15 protein-coding genes are annotated in these 17,194 nt (G+C 38.2%); 10 read left to right on the top strand and 5 right to left on the bottom strand.

What is annotated here, in order from left to right; genetic code table 11:
* Positions 1-287: putative quinol monooxygenase (locus tag V5N63_RS05345; RefSeq protein WP_332033116.1), on the bottom strand; the 287-nt coding region annotated here is incomplete at its 3' end.
* Between the two features lie 180 nt (positions 288-467).
* On the opposite strand from V5N63_RS05345, the gene V5N63_RS05340 reads away from it, so the two are divergent.
* Positions 468-1,805: a dihydrolipoamide acetyltransferase family protein gene (locus tag V5N63_RS05340; protein WP_332033115.1), complete on the top strand. Its 1,338-nt coding sequence runs from the start codon at positions 468-470 to the stop codon at positions 1,803-1,805.
* Positions 1,806-2,023: 218 nt separating this feature from the next.
* Entirely contained in the window at positions 2,024-2,497 is a 474-nt protein-coding gene (locus tag V5N63_RS05335) for a GNAT family N-acetyltransferase (protein ID WP_332033114.1), read from the top strand.
* Positions 2,498-2,570: 73 nt separating this feature from the next.
* On the opposite strand, the gene V5N63_RS05330 is transcribed toward V5N63_RS05335, so the two are convergent.
* From V5N63_RS05330 to V5N63_RS05315, 4 genes are all read right to left on the bottom strand, one after another.
* Positions 2,571-3,020 carry a GAF domain-containing protein gene (locus V5N63_RS05330; protein ID WP_332033113.1) on the bottom strand — a complete coding sequence of 150 codons (450 nt, stop codon included), beginning with the start codon at positions 3,018-3,020 and terminating at the stop codon, positions 2,571-2,573.
* Between the two features lie 13 nt (positions 3,021-3,033).
* Positions 3,034-4,461, bottom strand: coding sequence for a TonB-dependent receptor (locus V5N63_RS05325; RefSeq protein ID WP_442905779.1), 1,428 nt, complete (start codon positions 4,459-4,461; stop codon positions 3,034-3,036).
* A 451-nt stretch (positions 4,462-4,912) separates the two neighbouring features.
* Entirely contained in the window at positions 4,913-5,194 is a 282-nt protein-coding gene (locus V5N63_RS05320) for a hypothetical protein (protein ID WP_332033111.1), read from the bottom strand.
* 654 nt (positions 5,195-5,848) lie between these two features.
* Positions 5,849-6,490 carry a DUF6266 family protein gene (locus tag V5N63_RS05315; protein ID WP_332033110.1) on the bottom strand — a complete coding sequence of 214 codons (642 nt, stop codon included), beginning with the start codon at positions 6,488-6,490 and terminating at the stop codon, positions 5,849-5,851.
* Between the two features lie 467 nt (positions 6,491-6,957).
* Here V5N63_RS05315 and V5N63_RS05310 point away from each other — a divergent pair, with 467 nt between their 5' ends.
* The 8 genes from V5N63_RS05310 to V5N63_RS05280 all read left to right on the top strand — a co-directional run bounded on the left by V5N63_RS05310 (position 6,958) and on the right by V5N63_RS05280 (position 16,984).
* Entirely contained in the window at positions 6,958-8,523 is a 1,566-nt protein-coding gene (locus tag V5N63_RS05310) for a type I restriction-modification system subunit M (protein WP_332033109.1), read from the top strand.
* The gene (locus V5N63_RS05305; RefSeq protein WP_332033108.1) at positions 8,492-9,736 is read left to right on the top strand and encodes a restriction endonuclease subunit S; all 1,245 of its coding nucleotides are present in this window, start codon (positions 8,492-8,494) and stop codon (positions 9,734-9,736) included. The genes V5N63_RS05310 and V5N63_RS05305 overlap by 32 nt, the downstream gene beginning before the upstream one ends.
* Before the next feature lie 42 nt (positions 9,737-9,778).
* Positions 9,779-9,988, top strand: a complete 210-nt coding sequence (locus V5N63_RS11910) for a KTSC domain-containing protein (protein ID WP_442905778.1) — start codon at positions 9,779-9,781, stop codon at positions 9,986-9,988.
* Positions 9,988-11,904 (top strand): AAA family ATPase, encoded by a 1,917-nt coding sequence (locus V5N63_RS05300; RefSeq protein ID WP_332033107.1) that lies wholly within the window; start codon positions 9,988-9,990, stop codon positions 11,902-11,904. Before V5N63_RS11910 ends, V5N63_RS05300 begins: the two co-directional genes overlap by 1 nt.
* 8 nt (positions 11,905-11,912) lie before the next feature.
* Complete coding sequence (locus V5N63_RS05295; RefSeq protein ID WP_332033106.1) at positions 11,913-12,545, top strand: transposase; 633 nt, start codon at positions 11,913-11,915, stop codon at positions 12,543-12,545.
* Between the two features lie 56 nt (positions 12,546-12,601).
* On the top strand, positions 12,602-15,745 hold the full coding sequence (locus V5N63_RS05290) for a type I restriction endonuclease subunit R (protein WP_332033105.1): 3,144 nt from the start codon (positions 12,602-12,604) through the stop codon (positions 15,743-15,745).
* Between the two features lie 39 nt (positions 15,746-15,784).
* On the top strand, positions 15,785-16,102 hold the full coding sequence (locus V5N63_RS05285) for a hypothetical protein (protein WP_332033104.1): 318 nt from the start codon (positions 15,785-15,787) through the stop codon (positions 16,100-16,102).
* A 561-nt stretch (positions 16,103-16,663) separates the two neighbouring features.
* Positions 16,664-16,984: a hypothetical protein gene (locus V5N63_RS05280; protein WP_332033103.1), complete on the top strand. Its 321-nt coding sequence runs from the start codon at positions 16,664-16,666 to the stop codon at positions 16,982-16,984.
* Positions 16,985-17,194 lie beyond the last annotated feature (210 nt).

Raw genomic sequence — 17,194 nt, 5'->3', positions numbered from 1 at the left:
GTTTTAAATCCTTTATAAACCTGAGTGTATTCTTCCATCATTCCAGAAGACTGAATTCTGAAATGATCCAGATGTTCCGTTGTTGAATGTTTGTAATGATGTTCCTGCGATTCCCAAAGTTCCATAATGAAAAAAACGCCTTTGTTTTCGATGTCTTCTACCAGATCATACTGCAGGCAGCCTTCTTCTTTACGGGTTTCGAAGACTAATTTTTTAAGCAGTTCAATTGCGTCCATCAGATAATTTTCTTTGAAACGGAAGAGTGCAACGATATAAAGGTTTTTCATTTTATGAATTTTAATGAGCAAATTTAATTCTTAAACTTCAAAAAATGTAAAATACTTTTCCTCAATTTAAAAATCGTTTTATATTTTTCCTGATTGTAAAAAAATCAAAAATGTAGTGTAAAAATTCAGATTTCTTTAATCCGTAAAAAATTTTATCTTTGTAAAAATCCAAATCTAAAAATGGCAGAATATAAATTATTACTTCCTTCAATGGGAGAAGGCGTGATGGAAGCTACAATCATCAGTTGGATGTTCAGCGAAGGTGACATGGTAAAGGAAGACGATTCCGTAGTCGAAATCGCAACCGACAAGGTAGATTCTGATGTTCCAACGCCTGTTTCCGGGAAAATTGTAAAAATCCTGAAACAGAAAGATGAAGTGGCAAAAATTGGCGAAGCAATTGCGATTATGGAAGTTGCAGGTGCCGGTGAAACTATTGCAGAACAACCACAGGAACCGAAATCTCACAACGAAGTAAAAACCGAAATTCCTGCACCGACTCAGGAAGATATTAAAGAACTCGAAAAACCTTTGGCAGCCGCTGCAACTCAGGAATTTTCTGAAGATCTGTACCTTTCGCCACTGGTGAAAAACATTGCACAGCAGGAAAATATTTCTGAAACCGAACTGAAATCCATCAAAGGAAGCGGTTTGGAAGGCAGAATTACAAAAGAAGATATTTTAGCGTATGTTTCCAACAGAAGCGCTGCTCCACAGGCTGTAGCAGCTCCGGTACAGACACCACAGACACCGGTTTCAGCGCCGGTTGCGCAATCTGCTCCAGTTTCAGCACCGGTTCAGGTAGGCGAGGGCGACGAAATTATCCAGATGGACAGAGTTCGCAAAATTATTGCCGATGCCATGGTGAATTCCAAGAGAACTTCGCCGCACGTGACCTCGTTCATCGAAACCGATGTAACCAACGTCGTAAAATGGAGAACGAAACATAAAGATATTTTCGAAAAAAGAGAAGGCGAAAAACTGACTTATATGCCGATTTTTGTGAAAGCAATCGTGAAGGCTATTCAGGATTTCCCATTGATCAACGTTTCGGTGGACGGTGATAAAATCATCAAAAAGAAAAACATCAACATCGGAATGGCAACTGCACTTCCGGATGGTAACCTGATTGTTCCGGTAATTAAAAATGCTGATCAGCTTTCACTTTCCGGACTTGCCAAAGCAATCAACGATTTGGCTTACCGTGCAAGAAACAAAAAACTAAGACCTGAAGATACGCAGGGCGCGACGTACACCATCTCGAATGTCGGAGGATTCGGAAACCTGATGGGAACACCGATTATTCCCCAGCCACAGGTGGCAATTCTTGCCGTTGGCGCAATCGTTAAGAAACCTGCAGTTCTCGAAACTAAAGACGGCGATGTGATTGCAATTCGTAATCTGATGTTCATGTCACATTCGTATGATCACCGTGTGGTAGATGGTTCGCTGGGCGGTATGTTCCTGAAACATGTTCACGATTATCTGCAGAACTGGGATCTGAATACCGAGATTTAAAATTAAACCTCTTAATGATAAGCAATAACCTTCGGCGTGTTCCGGAGGTTTTTTTTAGAAGTTATTTCCCGCTTTCACCACTCGTTTTTTCTTTTCTTTCCCAATATTTCCTGAAAAATAAAAAAGAGATTACACAGACCGCTAAAGTGGGCTTTGAGGCAGTAATTCCCTCGAAAATTCCATTAATATTAATTATTTTTGCATTTTAAAAAAATAATATGTTTAAAATCCGTAAAGCAATACCCAGCGACGCACCGGTTATTTTCGATTTAATTAGAAAACTGGCTGTTTATGAAAAACTTGAAAATGATGTGATCACCTCCGTGGAAGAACTTCAGGAAAATGTTTTCACGAATAATTTTGCCAAAGTTTTAATGGCTGAAGAAGATGGGAATCCTGTTGGATTTGCGCTTTATTTTTATAATTTCTCCACTTTTGTTGGAAAACCTGGGCTTTACCTGGAAGATTTGTTTGTAGAACCGGAACACCGCGGAAAAGGATACGGAAAATCGCTGCTTATCGAATTGGCAAAAATAGCAGAAGCCGAAAATTGCGGACGTTTTGAATGGTCAGTCCTCGATTGGAATACGCCTTCCATTGAGTTTTACAAGGCATTGGGAGCCAAACCGATGGATGAATGGACGGTTTTCCGTTTAGATAAAAAAGGTATTTCTGATTTGGCTGGAAAATAAGAGATTTTCAATAAAAATAAAAAGTGTGGATCTGTTGAAAATCCACACTTTTTTTATTTCAGAATAATTCTGATTAGATAATTTTCGCAATCTCGTCGCAAAGCCATTCCAGCATTTCTCGGTCTTCGGCAGTGAAAGGATCTAAGGTGTGAGAATCAATATCAATCTGCCCGATATTTTCGCCGTTTTTAATAATAGGAACTACAATTTCCGCTTTCGTATCAATGGAACAGCTAAGGTAATTATCCTGTTCATGAACATCGGGAACTACGAAAGTCTCGTTGGAAACCGCAACCTGTCCACAAATACCTTTTCCGAAAGGAATGACGGTGTGATCGGTTTCAGCACCAACGTAAGGACCGAGAATCAGTTCTTCTTTGTCGCCGTTTTTAAAATAAAATCCGGTCCAGTTGAAATAGGGGATTTCCTGATCCAGGAGTTGACAGATCTTTTGTAGTTTAGCTTCAGTATTGTGAGTTGGGCTTTCCAAGATGGAGGAAAGTCTTTTTTTTATTTCAGACATTTTATTTTGTTTTTTAAGAGAACTCTTTCAGTTTTAATTCTTCCTTGTAGCCGAACATTCCGCGTTCTTTAATCATTTCTGCAACACCTTCCGGTACCTGATTTTCCCAGCCGGATTCGTGGTTTGCGATTTTGTTTAGGATTTCGCGCGAATAAATTTCGGAGTGATTCGGATTATAATCTTTTATGTCAACAATTCGTTTGTTGAGTTTGAAATATTTGTAAAGTTCCTTCAGATTATCGCTAACCCTTAAATTGTTGGATGTAAGTAATTCGTGGGTTTCGGGATCTTTGTAAGGATAAAGATAAACCGTCATATCCTGTCTGAAAAATTTGCCGAAAGCTTCCAGAATTCCACCTGAAAGGTTTTTGTAATAATTTTCATCAAATACATCGAGCAAATTATTTACCCCCATGGCAACACCTATTTTACCGCTTGTGTAGTTCGCAAAATAATCAATCAGACGGAAATATTCAGAGAAGTTGGAGATAATTACCGTGTAACCCAGTTTTGCCAGAACATCGACCCTGTCCAGGAAATCGCGTTCATCAATATCTCCCGATGCTCGCAAATTAGAAATTGTAATTTCGAAAAGAACAACAGTTTCTTCAAAACTGCAGCTGGAATCTTTCATGAACATTTCAAGTCCTCTTTCGAACATGTCAATATTCACGAGGGTTACCGGTCTGAAACTTCCACGGACCGCAAAAATATTCTTCTTATACAGAATGTCTGCCGGCAGCATATTATTGCCTTCAGGATTAAAGATTACGGCATCCGTCATTCCGTTTTTCACCAGCTGAAGACTCATCAAACGGTTATCAACATAGGTAAATGCCGGACCGCTGAAATCGATCATGTCAATCTCCACATTATCGGTAGAAATATCGTCGTAAAGCGATTCTATGAGTTTTCGCGGATTATCGGAGAGATTATAGGCTCCGTAAATTAAATTTACACCAAGACTACCCAAAGTTTCCTGCTGTAAGGTCGCGTCGTTTTCATTGAATTTTACGTGGAAAACGATTTCGTTGTAATCTTCTTTTTCATCCAGCTGAAATCTCAGCCCAACCCAGCCGTGACCTTTAAGTGTTTTATCAAAATTAATGGTTGTTACGGTATTTGCATAAGAAAAGAATTTGCGTCCGGGATTGTTTTCACGGTTCAGGCGTTCCTCAATCAATGCCACTTCATAACGAAGCATTTTGCGGAGACGGTTTTGCGTAACATATCTGTTCTTGGCTTCTTTACCGTAAATCGCATCACTGAAATCCTTATCATAAGCCGACATTGCTTTTGCGATGGTTCTCGATGCGCCTCCTGCTCTAAAAAAATGACGAACTGTTTCCTGACCTGCACCAATTTCGGCAAAAGTTCCGTAAATATTAGTGTCCAGATTTATAGCTAAAGCTTTCTGTTTTGGTGTTAATTTCTGGTTAATCACAAGCAATTCTAATTTTCCGTAAAATTAAGAATTATTCGCGCAATAACATAATTTTTATTGCAGATGAGTATAAATAGACACAATTTTCCCCATGAGATTTCCCTTGAAACGGATGCCAGAAATATAGACTTCATTGGAACGGATTTTTGATTTTCCGGCTGAATAAAAAATCTGTGACCCGCCCTGAAATAACGATACAAGTTAATAAATAAATCCTCAACTTTGGTTTTAAGTATTAATCTGCGCTGAGGTCGTGAGACTTCGTAGAGCGATTGGAAAAAATAAGCGGTTACTTTGCTGAAAATAGTCTTATTTAACATATAAAACAGAAATTAGATAGATTTGAATCTGCTTATTTTACCCCAATTTGGTGAAATAAGTAAAATAGGTAGATTTTCCGCGCTGGCTTCCACAATGCATGAATTGTGCACGACTGGCAAGTGAAGCATCAGGCAAAATGCTGCCGTACTTCTTCTATTTCAAAATCGAAATGCCGGCAGTAAATCTGTATCGGAAGAAGTTTTCTTGGGGGTACCCCGTATCTTTTACGCAGTTCGGCCAGCTTCCGCTGTGCTGTGGTTTGACAAACGCTGTGCAGATCCATATAATCTACAGTGTCGATGTAAAGTTTTGGCTTTTTCATGATTTTATGATTTTGTTGGTTAGTAAATTTATTTGTTTCCTGGTTTCTTAAAACTGGCGGCTTTTTCATCCATTTAATATTTTTCATATTTCTTGATTTTTGAATTTGGTTTTCATAATTTCTTAATCGTTTTAAGTTTAATCTTCGGTGCGGTACAAAGTTGACTCACACTGATAAAAAAAAGTGTTACGCGGAGTTTGCAAGAATTTGTTTTTCCGGAGGCCTTTGGTTCTCAGTTTCTTCTTTTGTATGATACAAAGTTGTTTAACCTTGCTAAAAAAAGTTGTGACGCATAAGATTTTCGTTTGTACATGGGCATTTTACTGTGCTGTAATAATTTAACTGTTGCCGTCTTTACCTGTTTTCTATATTCGTTGTGACGCATTGATATTTTGATTTCTTATGATCTGTTTTTGGTTTGAAATACTTAGCGACTGCTATCGGCTAATAGCTTTGACAAATCTGTAGATAAGGCCGAAAAAATGAAAGGACAACTGAAAGCAGGTTACCGTGTCTATAGCGGATTGAAAGCTAGTGTTTTATGTTTTTTGTCAAAAATCTGTAGAGATGCATGGAACGCGGGCCGGCTGGTGCCGATTTGTTTGTAATAACTTACAGATAGAGGATACAGAGGATTTACACGTAAAACACATTGCTTAAGACCGGCTATTTCTTGACTTTTTTTTAGAAAAATTAACCGCAGAAGATGAATCCTCTGCGGTTAAAGCCACCCTGGGTTTTTTACAGAATTACTGTTTCGCCCAGGTAAGCCGATGTGCTGGCTGTGCCAGCCATGGCATTGCGGAAATAGCAGTACACATGAACTGATTTGCCCGTCATCGAGTTTGGAACCGCCTGTTCCGCCACCAAATCAGTACGCGTTGCTGCACTGTCGTAGAGGGAGAAAATGCCCAGTTCCTCACAGAAAATTACTGTACAGAAGACATCCTCTGCCGCCGCATTCGCCTGTCCGCTGTTGTCTTCCCAAATGAAATTCAGCATGCCGCCGGCAGCAGGTCCTACTTCGGCATTTTGAGGGCTTGCCAGATCGCCTTTGGTGATGAGCACTTTGTTGTACACCAAAGAGGGTTCTCCGTTCAGCACTTCCACCGCTTCGCGGATGTGATAAGAAACGGCCTGGTTCATCTTGGACTTCACGCCGGAGTTTCCTGCAAAGAACTGCCGCTGAATACTTTGCAGCGGAGTCAGAAAGCCAACGACGAGTCTGAATTTCATCCGCTGGAGCAGCTGGGCTTCTGTCGGCGTTTTGCCTGACGATTTCGGACGGCTGCGGATAATATCCTTGCCTCTCCAGTTACAACCTACTACGGTCCCTACTGTACCGCTGAATCCACCGAGGATTCCCTTGTGTAATTTTCCCATTGTATTTATATTTTTGGGGTTAATATTGAGACAAATGTATAGCGGCGCTTCAGGGAAGTGAATTCTCCGTCTGTTTTTTCATGTTTTTTACTGTTGAAGGAAAATGCTGTTTCCTGTGTAATTGCTCGGGTATTCTTCGGAAGTTCTTCGGAGGCGCTTCGGATTAAACCGCATTTTTCCGAAGGTGCCCCGAACAAAGCCCGACCAAAACACGAACAAAGTCTGTAAATCCTATATATAGCGCTATAGACTGTTTACAAAGGGTTGAATGCTGGGGCTCTTGCCGGGCACAGTCGCCCGATGGTGGTGACACGCGGTTGTAATTTAAGCCGGGAAATATTAGCTCAGTTGTTTCGTGTTTCGAAGAGGTATTTTGTTTATATTTGGGTTCAAAGGGGAGCATGCGATAAGCAGGAAGCGCTGTTATCAAAAATGAGTTCCCGATTTTTAATTTCCGAAAAGAATACATGGCAACGAAAACAGCTGCAAAAACTAAAAGTACCGAAGAAATCCTGTGGGATTCTGCCAATAAATTAAGAGGTTCAGTTGAGCCTTCCGAATACAAACACGTGGTGTTGAGTCTCATCTTTCTCAAGTTTGCGAATGACAAATTTCTGAGAAGAAGACAGGAACTCATCAACGAACACAAAGAAGATTTCCTGGATATTCCTGAATTTTATCAGGCGGAAAATGTGTTTTATCTTCCTGAAGAATCGCGTTGGACTTTCATTATGGAAAATGCCAAGCAGGAAAATATTACCCTAATTGTAGATTCTGCCCTGAAAACCATTGAGCGTACCAACAAATCTCTGGAAGGTGCGTTACCCGATAATTATTTTTCCCGTCTTGGGCTGGATCAGTCTAAGTTCTCTGCTTTGTTGGATACCATTAACAATATTGATACCCTGAAAGACGAGGCGCACGATATCGTAGGACGTGTGTATGAATATTTCCTGAGCAAATTTGCCATTGCCGAAGGGAAAGGAAAAGGGGAATTCTATACGCCAAAATCTATCGTCAACCTTATCGCGGAAATGATAGAGCCTTACAAAGGAAAAATCTATGACCCTTCCTGTGGTTCGGGTGGGATGTTTGTACAGTCGCTGAAGTTTATTGAAAAGCATAAGGGAAACAAAAAAGACGTTTCTATATACGGTCAGGAACTGACCAATACGACCTACAAACTCGCCAAGATGAATCTCGCTATCCGTGGGATTTCTTCTAATCTGGGAAACAAAGCGGCAGATACTTTTGGCGACGACCAGCACAAAGATCTGAAAGCCGACTATATAATGGCGAACCCACCTTTTAATTTAAAAGACTGGCGTGCGGACAGCGAACTGACTACCGACCCAAGATGGGCAGGCTATGAAGTGCCACCAAAATCCAATGCCAATTATGCGTGGATCCTGAATATGATCTCCAAGCTTTCTCAGAATGGGGTTGCCGGATTTATTTTGGCGAACGGTGCTTTGAGTGGTGGTGGCGAAGAATATAAAATCAGGAAGCAAATTATTGAAAATGATTTGGTAGAAGCGGTGGTGATTTTACCACAAAGTATGTTTTATTCTACTGATATTTCAGTAACACTTTGGATTCTGAACCGTAATAAAAATGAGCGAACTTTTGAAGTGAATGACGGTGTTAAAAATTACCGTAACCGCAAAGGCGAAGTTCTGTTTATGGATCTGAGACAGAAAGGGGAACCGTTTGAAAAGAAATTCATTCAGTTTGGTGAAGAGAAGATTACTGCGATTGCTACCCATTATCATAACTGGCAACAACAAGACTGGAAAGTAACCTATCAGGATATTCCTGAATATTCTTACAGTGCGACTCTGGAAGACATCCGTAAAAAAGATTATTCTTTGGTACCGAGTAAATATATAGAATTCATCAACCGTGATGAAAGTCTGGATTATAACGAGCAGATGCAAAGTTTGCAGACAGATTTGAAAGATTTATTTGAGCAGGAAAACCAATTGAAAAATGAGGTTTCCAATGTTTTTAAAGCTTTGGGTTATGAGTTATAGAAAGTTGGGCGATCTTGTCAAATTTATCAGTAACAAAAATACTGATGGAAACGCAACAATATTATTTGGGATTAATATTGATAAATTTTTTATGCCATCTGTGGCAAATATTATTGGTGTTGATTTAAAAAAATATAAAGTTGTAAAAAAATATCAATTTGCTTGCAACCGAATGCACGTTGGTCGTGATGAAAGACTGCCTATTTCGATGTCAAATTTTGAGTATGATTTTATAGTTTCTCCAGCTTATGATGTTTTTGAAGTAATTTCTTCTAATGTTTTGCCAGAATATTTGATGTTATGGTTTAGACGTAAAGAATTTGACAGACAATGTTGGTTTTATACAGATGCGGATGTAAGAGGAGGTCTTCATTTAGATGCCTTAAAGTCGATTGAAATAAAAGTTCCTTCGATCGAAGAACAGCGACAAATTGTAGCGCAATACCAAAGCATAGCCAACAAAATAAAAGTGAACGAGCAGATTTGCGAAAAACTGGAAGCGACTGCGCAGGCTTTATATAAACATTGGTTTGTAGATTTTGAGTTTCCAAATGAAGAGGGAAAACCGTATAAATCTTCGGGTGGTAAAATGGTTTGGAATGAGGAGCTTGAGAAGGAGATTCCGGAGGGATGGGAAGTTGGAACTATTGCAAATTTAGTTGATACTCAATATGGATTTACGGATATAGCAAACCCAAATAAAGGAACTGCAAAGTTTATAAGAATAACCGATGTTGTTGGAAAGTATATTAATTGGGATGATGTTCCTTACTGTAATATTATTGTAAAAGATCTTTATAAATATGCTGTTGATTTTGGGGACATCTTAATAAGTCGAACAGGTGCAAATGTCGGATATGGTAAAATGATAGGAAAGCATACACCATTAGCGGTCTTTGCATCATTTCTTGTTAGACTAAAACCAAAAAAGAAAGAGTTTATTTCTTACTTATACTGTTTGATTATAAGTGAAGTTTATAAAGATTTCATTATAACAAATTCAGAAGGTTCTGCGCAGCCTCAAGCAAATGCAAATATTCTTACAAAAATGAATTGTTTAATTCCATCAATTGAGGTATATGCAAAATTTAATGACGAAATTCTTCCAGTAATTGATTTTAAAGAAATCCTCGATCTTCAAAACCAAAAACTCTTGCAATTACAAAGTTTATTGTTGTCGCGGTTGGCGGTTGGGGAGGAAGTGAGTGCTTAAAATAAAAAACTAAAACTGATAATTATAGAAAGCTAAAATATTATGCAAAGACAAAGAGTTTCATCAAGTAATATCCGTAGCATCGGATATGATAGTTCAACTTCAACCTTGGAAGTTGAGTTTATTAATGGGAGAATTTATCAATACTACAATGTGTCAGAATCTGTATATACTTCTTTAATGTCAGCTTCTTCACACGGTCAGTATTTAGCAGCTAATATTGTCAATAATTTTAAATATAAGGAGTTGTAATGTATTTAGAGGAGCTTATAATTGTAAACTATAAGAGTTGCAACCTTGTTGATTTTAAGTTAAAATCCGACAACCCAAACATCTTTATTGGACTAAATGACTGTGGTAAATCAACCATCTTGAAAGGTGTAGAACTACTATTTAATAAAGTAAATTGTTCCTTTAATAAAGAAGGGAATAATAAAAGTGATTTGTCAAATTCTACATTAGGTCACGAAGAGTTTATTAATATTTTCGAAAAAAGAGGGTTGCCTATTTTTGAACGCTATGATGAAAATAGTATTTATGCTATCGGTAAATTGAAAATAGAGGATGATGAACTGGACTCATTTTCAGAAATAGAATTGTCAAATAGTTTAAGTTGGATGTTAGAAAACCTGATTGATAATTCTATTTGGCTAGTCAAGAAAATTAATTCTGATAGTACTAGTGGATTTTTGTCTCAAAATGTACATCAAGATTACAAACAAATTTACACTGATACATCAACAAAATTAAATGCAATAAAAAGAGAATTAGCTATTTCAGCAGATGATATTATTAATTCTAATGCAGTTGGAAGATTTTCAAATTTAGAGTTAATAAGAGCTATTAATAGCAAACTTGAATTGGAAAGGTTGTGGATAGAATACAAACCTGCAAAAAGTGATTCTGATATATTTCCTGAATTTAAATATTTTGATTGGAATTGTTCGATGGAAGAAATAACTTCCATTGCAACCGGACTGATGAAAGATAAAATTGATGAATTTATTCTGCCAATTAAGGAAACGGCACTTGAAAAAGCACAATTAGCAGAGGAAGCAATAAATGAAGAGTTTAATAGAATTCAGGAAATAATTTCTTCAGTCGCTCCCGAAATACAATCTATTAAATCTAAAATACATTTTGAGGTAAAGGAAAGAGTTTCCGATATAATGGTGCAGAAACTTCAAAGTGATGGATTGATACATTTGGATAATCAGGGAGAAGGCTTAAAAAGAAAAATATGGTTTTCGCTAATAAAAGCAAAAGCTGAAAATGTAGAGCAAACTGGATTTAAAAAATACATATGGGCGTTTGATGAACCGGAGACCCATCTTTACCCAGGAGCCCAAAGAGAATTTTTTGATATTTTAAAAGTTTTATCTCGAGGAAATGTTCAAACTATAATAAGTACACATTCAACTATTTTTATTGATAAGGCTAATACAAATGACATTTTGAATACATACAAACTTGAGAATGGTTACACAAAATTATCCTCTTGTGAAGATGTAGAAAGTATTTTCGAAAGTTTAAAAGTTAAAAATTCCGATTTTCTGTTCCACGATAAATTTTTGATAGTTGAGGGAGATACAGAACAATTTTTAATACCCGCATTTTATAAAATTTACACAGGAAGAACTTTTATTGAAGATAATATTCAATTAATTAATATCGAAGGTAAAGATAAATGGAGATTGAACAAAGGAGTACTGAAAGCCATCTCTGAAGGTTTTAATAAAATTGAGAATTCAATGATACTTCTATTTGACAACGATATGAATTACGAAATGGATGCCGTTGATAAAACTGAAAATGTGTTTTTTGTTGGAAAGCAAGACATTGAAGATTCAATTGAAAATAGTTTATGGACTGAAATTATTAATCAGTTTTATGACGGAACTTTAGTAATCGATGAAGCATTTATACAAGAGGTTTTTGATTCTGTTCCGGAAGGTGCAAGAGTTCAGAGTAATAAAAAATTCTTTAAAAAACTGGCATCTTCATTAAAATCAAAATGGAGAGAAGAAGGAAATGATATTGATGAATTTAGACCTATTCCTGACAAAGGTAATGAGTCCGCAGAGTTTATTTTGAAAGTAGTGAATCATTCGGGTCATATTCCTATCAGAATTCGCGAAGCCTTTGATAAATTAATAGCTTTGAATTAAATAAAACAATGAATCACTACAATCCCCAAAAACACCATCGCCGGTCGATACGTTTGCAAGGTTATGATTATAGCCAGGAAGGATTGTATTTTATTACAATCTGTTGTCAGGACAGGGCGCATTTGTTTGGGGAGATTTTAGATGGAGAGATGATATTGAACGATGCGGGATTGCAGGCACAAAAATGTTGGCAGGATATCCCGAATCATTTTCCCAATGCGGTTTTGCACGAATATATCATTATGCCCAACCATATCCACGGCATCATTGAATTCGTAGGGGCGAATCAATATTCGCCCAATAACAATTCGCCCAATCAAACATTTTCAGATAATGGAAATGATGTGGAAAATAATGATAAGGCGAAAGATTTGGAATTGGTCAATGGGACGAAAAATTTTTCGCCCCTACCGAATGCAACGTGGCGTTCGCCATCCAAAACCATCGGATCCGTTATTCGTGGGTTTAAGATTGGTGTGACGAAATGGATGCGCAATAATACCACAGTTGTGAATGTGTGGCAAAGGAATTATTATGACCACATTATAAGAAATGAACAGGATTACGAGAGAATATCAGAATACATAAAAAACAATCCGATTCTTTGGAAGGAAGACAGGTTTTACGATAATGGCATTTAATAAGATACTTATATGCGAAAAATGTTTAGTATTTACGTAATTAAAAAATTTAATTCATGAAATACACCGAATCCCAATTAGAAAAATCATTCATTCATCTTCTGAAAAGCGAAGGCTACGAGTACGTGAATGGCAAAGACGTAGTTCGGGCATCGCAACAGGAGGTTTTGATTCGGGAAGATTTGAGTGACTTTCTGCTGTCGCGTTATCCTGATTTGGAAGCCATAGAATTGGAAATCCTTATCAATGAACTGGCGTATCAACCTGCTTCCAATCTCTATGACAGCAATAAATACATTGGTAAACTCTTGGCAGACGGTCTGATTTTCAAGCGAAACAATCCTGCAAAAAAAGATTTGCATATTCGTTATATCGATATTGATTCATCCAGTCTTTTGAAAACCAATCGCTTTAAGATTGTGAACCAGCTGGAGATTCAGGGAAAAGAACTGCGCATTCCCGATTTGATTCTATATATCAACGGGATTCCGGTGGTCATTTTTGAGTTCAAAACTTTGATTGAAGAAAACGTCACGATTTTTAATGCTTACGAACAATTGGTAAAACGCTACCGAAGAGATATTCCGGAACTTATGAAATACAATGCGTTCTGCATCATCAGCGACGGCGTTAACAACAAAGCAGGTTCTCTATTTGCGCCTTACGATTTTTTCTACGGTTGGCATAAAATAACAGGCGAAGAAAAGAAAGCATTAACAGGAATTCATACCGCCACTTCCATTGTCCACGGAATGCTGAACAGGGAAAGGCTTTGTGATATTCTTCATCACTTCATCTGGTTTCCGGATACCACTAAAAAAGAAGAAAAAATTTTGTGCCGATATCCGCAGTATTATGCTGCCAACAAACTGTTCAGCAATATCCAAAAACACCGAAAACCAGAAGGCGACGGAAAAGGCGGAACTTATTTTGGAGCTACAGGTTGCGGAAAGAGTTACACAATGCTTTACCTTTCCCGACTGCTGATGCGTTCTACGCAATTGGCAAGTCCTACCATCATTATTATTTCTGACCGTACAGATCTGGACGATCAGTTATCAAGAGATTTTACCAACGCCAAAGATTTTATTGGCGATGAAAATATCATCAATATAGAATCCAGAGCCGATCTTCGCACAAGATTACGAGGAAGGGAAAGTGGCGGTGTTTTTCTGACCACTGTTCAGAAATTTGCAGAAGACAGCGAGATTTTGAGCGACCGCACCAATATCATCTGTATTTCCGATGAAGCGCACCGTTCTCAGGTAAATCTGGATTTGAAAGTCCGCATTGATGAAGATGGCGTAAAGAAATCCTATGGTTTTGCGAAATACCTTCACGATTCTCTTCCCAATGCGACGTATGTAGGATTTACAGGAACACCGATTGATAAAACGCTGGATGTCTTTGGTCCTGTGGTAGATTCGTACACGATGTTTGAATCTGTGGTAGATGAAATCACAGTTCGTTTAGTTTATGAAGGTCGTGCTGCAAAAGTAAATCTAAACCATTCTAAAGTGGTGGAAATTGAACAGTATTATCAAAATGCGGTTGCAGAAGGCGCTTCGGAATACCACGTGGAAGCCAGCCAAAAAGCGATTGCCAAAATGGAAGTAATCTTAGGCGATCCAGGAAGAATTGAAGCCATTGCGCAGGATTTTATCAGTCACTATGAAAAAAGAATAGAGGAGAAGGCAACCGTTGCCGGAAAAGTGATGTTTGTCTGTGCTTCGCGGGAGATTGCTTATAAATTATTCAAAGAAATCATCAGACTAAGACCGGAATGGAATGAGCAAGCCATTGCGGAACATCTGAACGAGAAAGAGCAGAAGGAAATAAAACCCATCGAGCGCACCAAAATGGTAATGACCAGAAACAAAGATGACGAAGAAAGTTTGTGGAATCTCCTCGGAACAAAAGAAGATCGAAAAGAATTGGATCGGCAGTTTAAACAGATCCATTCCAATTTCAAAATTGCCATCGTGGTAGATATGTGGCTCACAGGTTTTGATGTTCCGTTTCTTGATACGATTTACATTGATAAACCTTTGCAGACGCATAATCTGATTCAGACGATTTCCCGTGTGAACAGAAAGTTTGAAGGGAAAGACAAAGGATTGGTGGTGGATTATATTGGCATCAAGAAAAACCTGAATCACGCTTTGGGAATGTTCAATAACACGACAGCAGTTGATGATTTTGAAGACATTGACAAAGCCGTGATAATCGTAAAAGATCAACTGGAACTTTTGCGACAGTTTTTCTACCAGTTCGATACTACAGATTATTTCAAAGGTTCGCCCGTTGAACAGCTGCACTGTCTGAACCAAGCTTCTGAATTGGTTTTGAACACGGAAAAATCTGAAAAGTTTTTCGTGGATGTGACCAAAAAACTGAAATCAGCTTACAACCTTACCTGTGGTTCGGAAATCTTTAATGAAAACGAGACCGATGAGATTCATTTCTATTTTGCCATTAAATCAATTGTTGTAAAACTGACCAAAGGCGAAGCGCCCGATACCGCACAGATGAACGCCAAAGTGAGCAAGATGGTAGAACAAGCCATCGTTTCAGAAGGTGTGGAAGAAATCTTTAAACTGGACGACAACAAAGCCAATGCGATTGATTTGTTCAACGATAAGTTCCTCGAGAAAATCAATGCTTTGGAATTGCCGAATACCAAGATTAAAATCCTTGAAAGACTATTGAAACAGGCGATATCAGATTTCAAGAAAGTCAACAAAGTAAAAGGCATCGAGTTTTCTGAAAGACTTCAGAAAATCATCAACAATTATAACGAACGAAGCGAACTGGATATTTTGGACTATGATGGTATTCAGGCGGATACTTCCGAACAAATCCTCGACCTGATTTTAAAACTCCGTACCGAAATGGCATCTTTTGAAGACCTTGGAATCGACTACGAGGAAAAAGCGTTCTACGATATTCTGGATATGGTCTGCAAGCAATATGGTTTTGAATTTGACAAAGACAAAATGCTGGAACTAGCCAGAGAAATCAAAAGGATAGTAGACGACACCGCCAAATTCCCAGACTGGAGTGATAGAGACGATATCAAAGCACAATTGAAAATGGAGATTATTGTAAAACTTCACCAATTCGGTTATCCACCGATTACGCAGGATGAGGTTTATAAGAATGTGCTGGAGCAGGCGGAGAATTTTAAGAGGAACAGATAGACAGGCTTTGGCAGACTTTAGTTGTGAAAATAAATTAAGATGAATAAAGAAATGTATAGCAAGCATTTAGTAGGTGCGGTAAAAGCGCTTATAGAGGCGGAGCAGATACTATTTACAAGTTCTTTAAATGTAGCCATGTACACCTGGTCAGGTGACCTTAGCCATCTTGAAGATGGTTATGAAGAACGTGATGAGATGACCTTTGATTTACCTCTACTAAAATCAGTTGAGGATCTGAATGTAAAAAAGATAGTAGATCTGCTGACTCCCATAAGGGAAGCGGCAGAATATTTAGTAACCGTCAACCGATTAACAGATAGTGAGTTCAGGACAGGCACTAACCGGCATCAGAGATAGTGCATTCTGGGATGCTCCATAGATGCTTCATGGATACTTCATGGATAGTTCATGAGGAGTTCATGAAACACCACCGAAAAAATAAATGAAAATAAAAGAAAGTCTCTTACCTGCCAATGCACCTTAAAAGACGTTATCCCGTAAAGTGTGTGAATAAGAAAGTTGAGGATTGGATTTTATAATTCGCCCCTTTCTTTCCTGCGTGTAACGTCTTTGCAATCGTTTTGCAGCAAATAAATAAAGTTCTTTTGCATTCCTCACGTTAACGCAACACCTATGGAAGAGGTAAGCAAACACAAAAATATACCGATCCACCGTACTGCTTATTTGCGCTTTAATCATATCGCCATCAGAAAAAAGTTGTGTTCCTCTGGTGTTTAAGTGAGACCAGGCCTTTCTTCTTACCAATGTTATCTGGTGCATGGCTGCGTTTTTCACATGGATCAATATGCGGACATGAAATATTTAATAACAGTTTTTATTTACCGTAACGGAACACGAAAGCCTGCAATTGCTTTCCAAAAAAATACCTATCTTTAAATTTAACTTTATTCATCTATCATGGGCGAAATAATCAAAGGAATATGCAAATGTGGTTACCAAACCAAAGAACTTAAATTCGGTGCAGGCATGGCAGATTTTGAGCATTCACGAACCGTACCCGCAATCAGTATGATGACCGCGGATATCGTGGAGCTGGATATTTTAGCAAAATCCCCAAATCCTCAATTGGTTCCCTACACCGATCCCAGATTGCATGACCAGTCCTGTACCTGCACGCATTTGCAGGCATGGGAAACCCTTTTGCCCACCCAAGGAAACTATTGCCCCGGATGCCATCAGTTCAGGCTGCGGTTCGAATCTCTGGGCCTTTATGATTAAAGCAGTTTCCGGAAATCCTTGCTGATCAGTTGCAGCAAAAAAAATGATCTGAAATAAGTCTGTCTGACCCGTTACCGCTTCTCAACTTTCAGTAATTTGTTAAAAGGATAAACGCGGATTTTAGTATTTTTACCACTAAAATACCCTCACCAAAAAATGAAGTTGAAATTTTTAGGAAGCGGAACCTCGCAGGGAGTTCCTGTGATTGGC

This window comes from Kaistella sp., from assembly GCF_032060305.1.
In the GTDB taxonomy this organism is placed as follows: Bacteria; Bacteroidota; Bacteroidia; order Flavobacteriales; family Weeksellaceae; genus Kaistella; species Kaistella yananensis.
The sequence above is the reverse complement of the archived record's forward strand: the minus strand, read 5'-3'. Positions and strand labels throughout refer to the sequence as shown.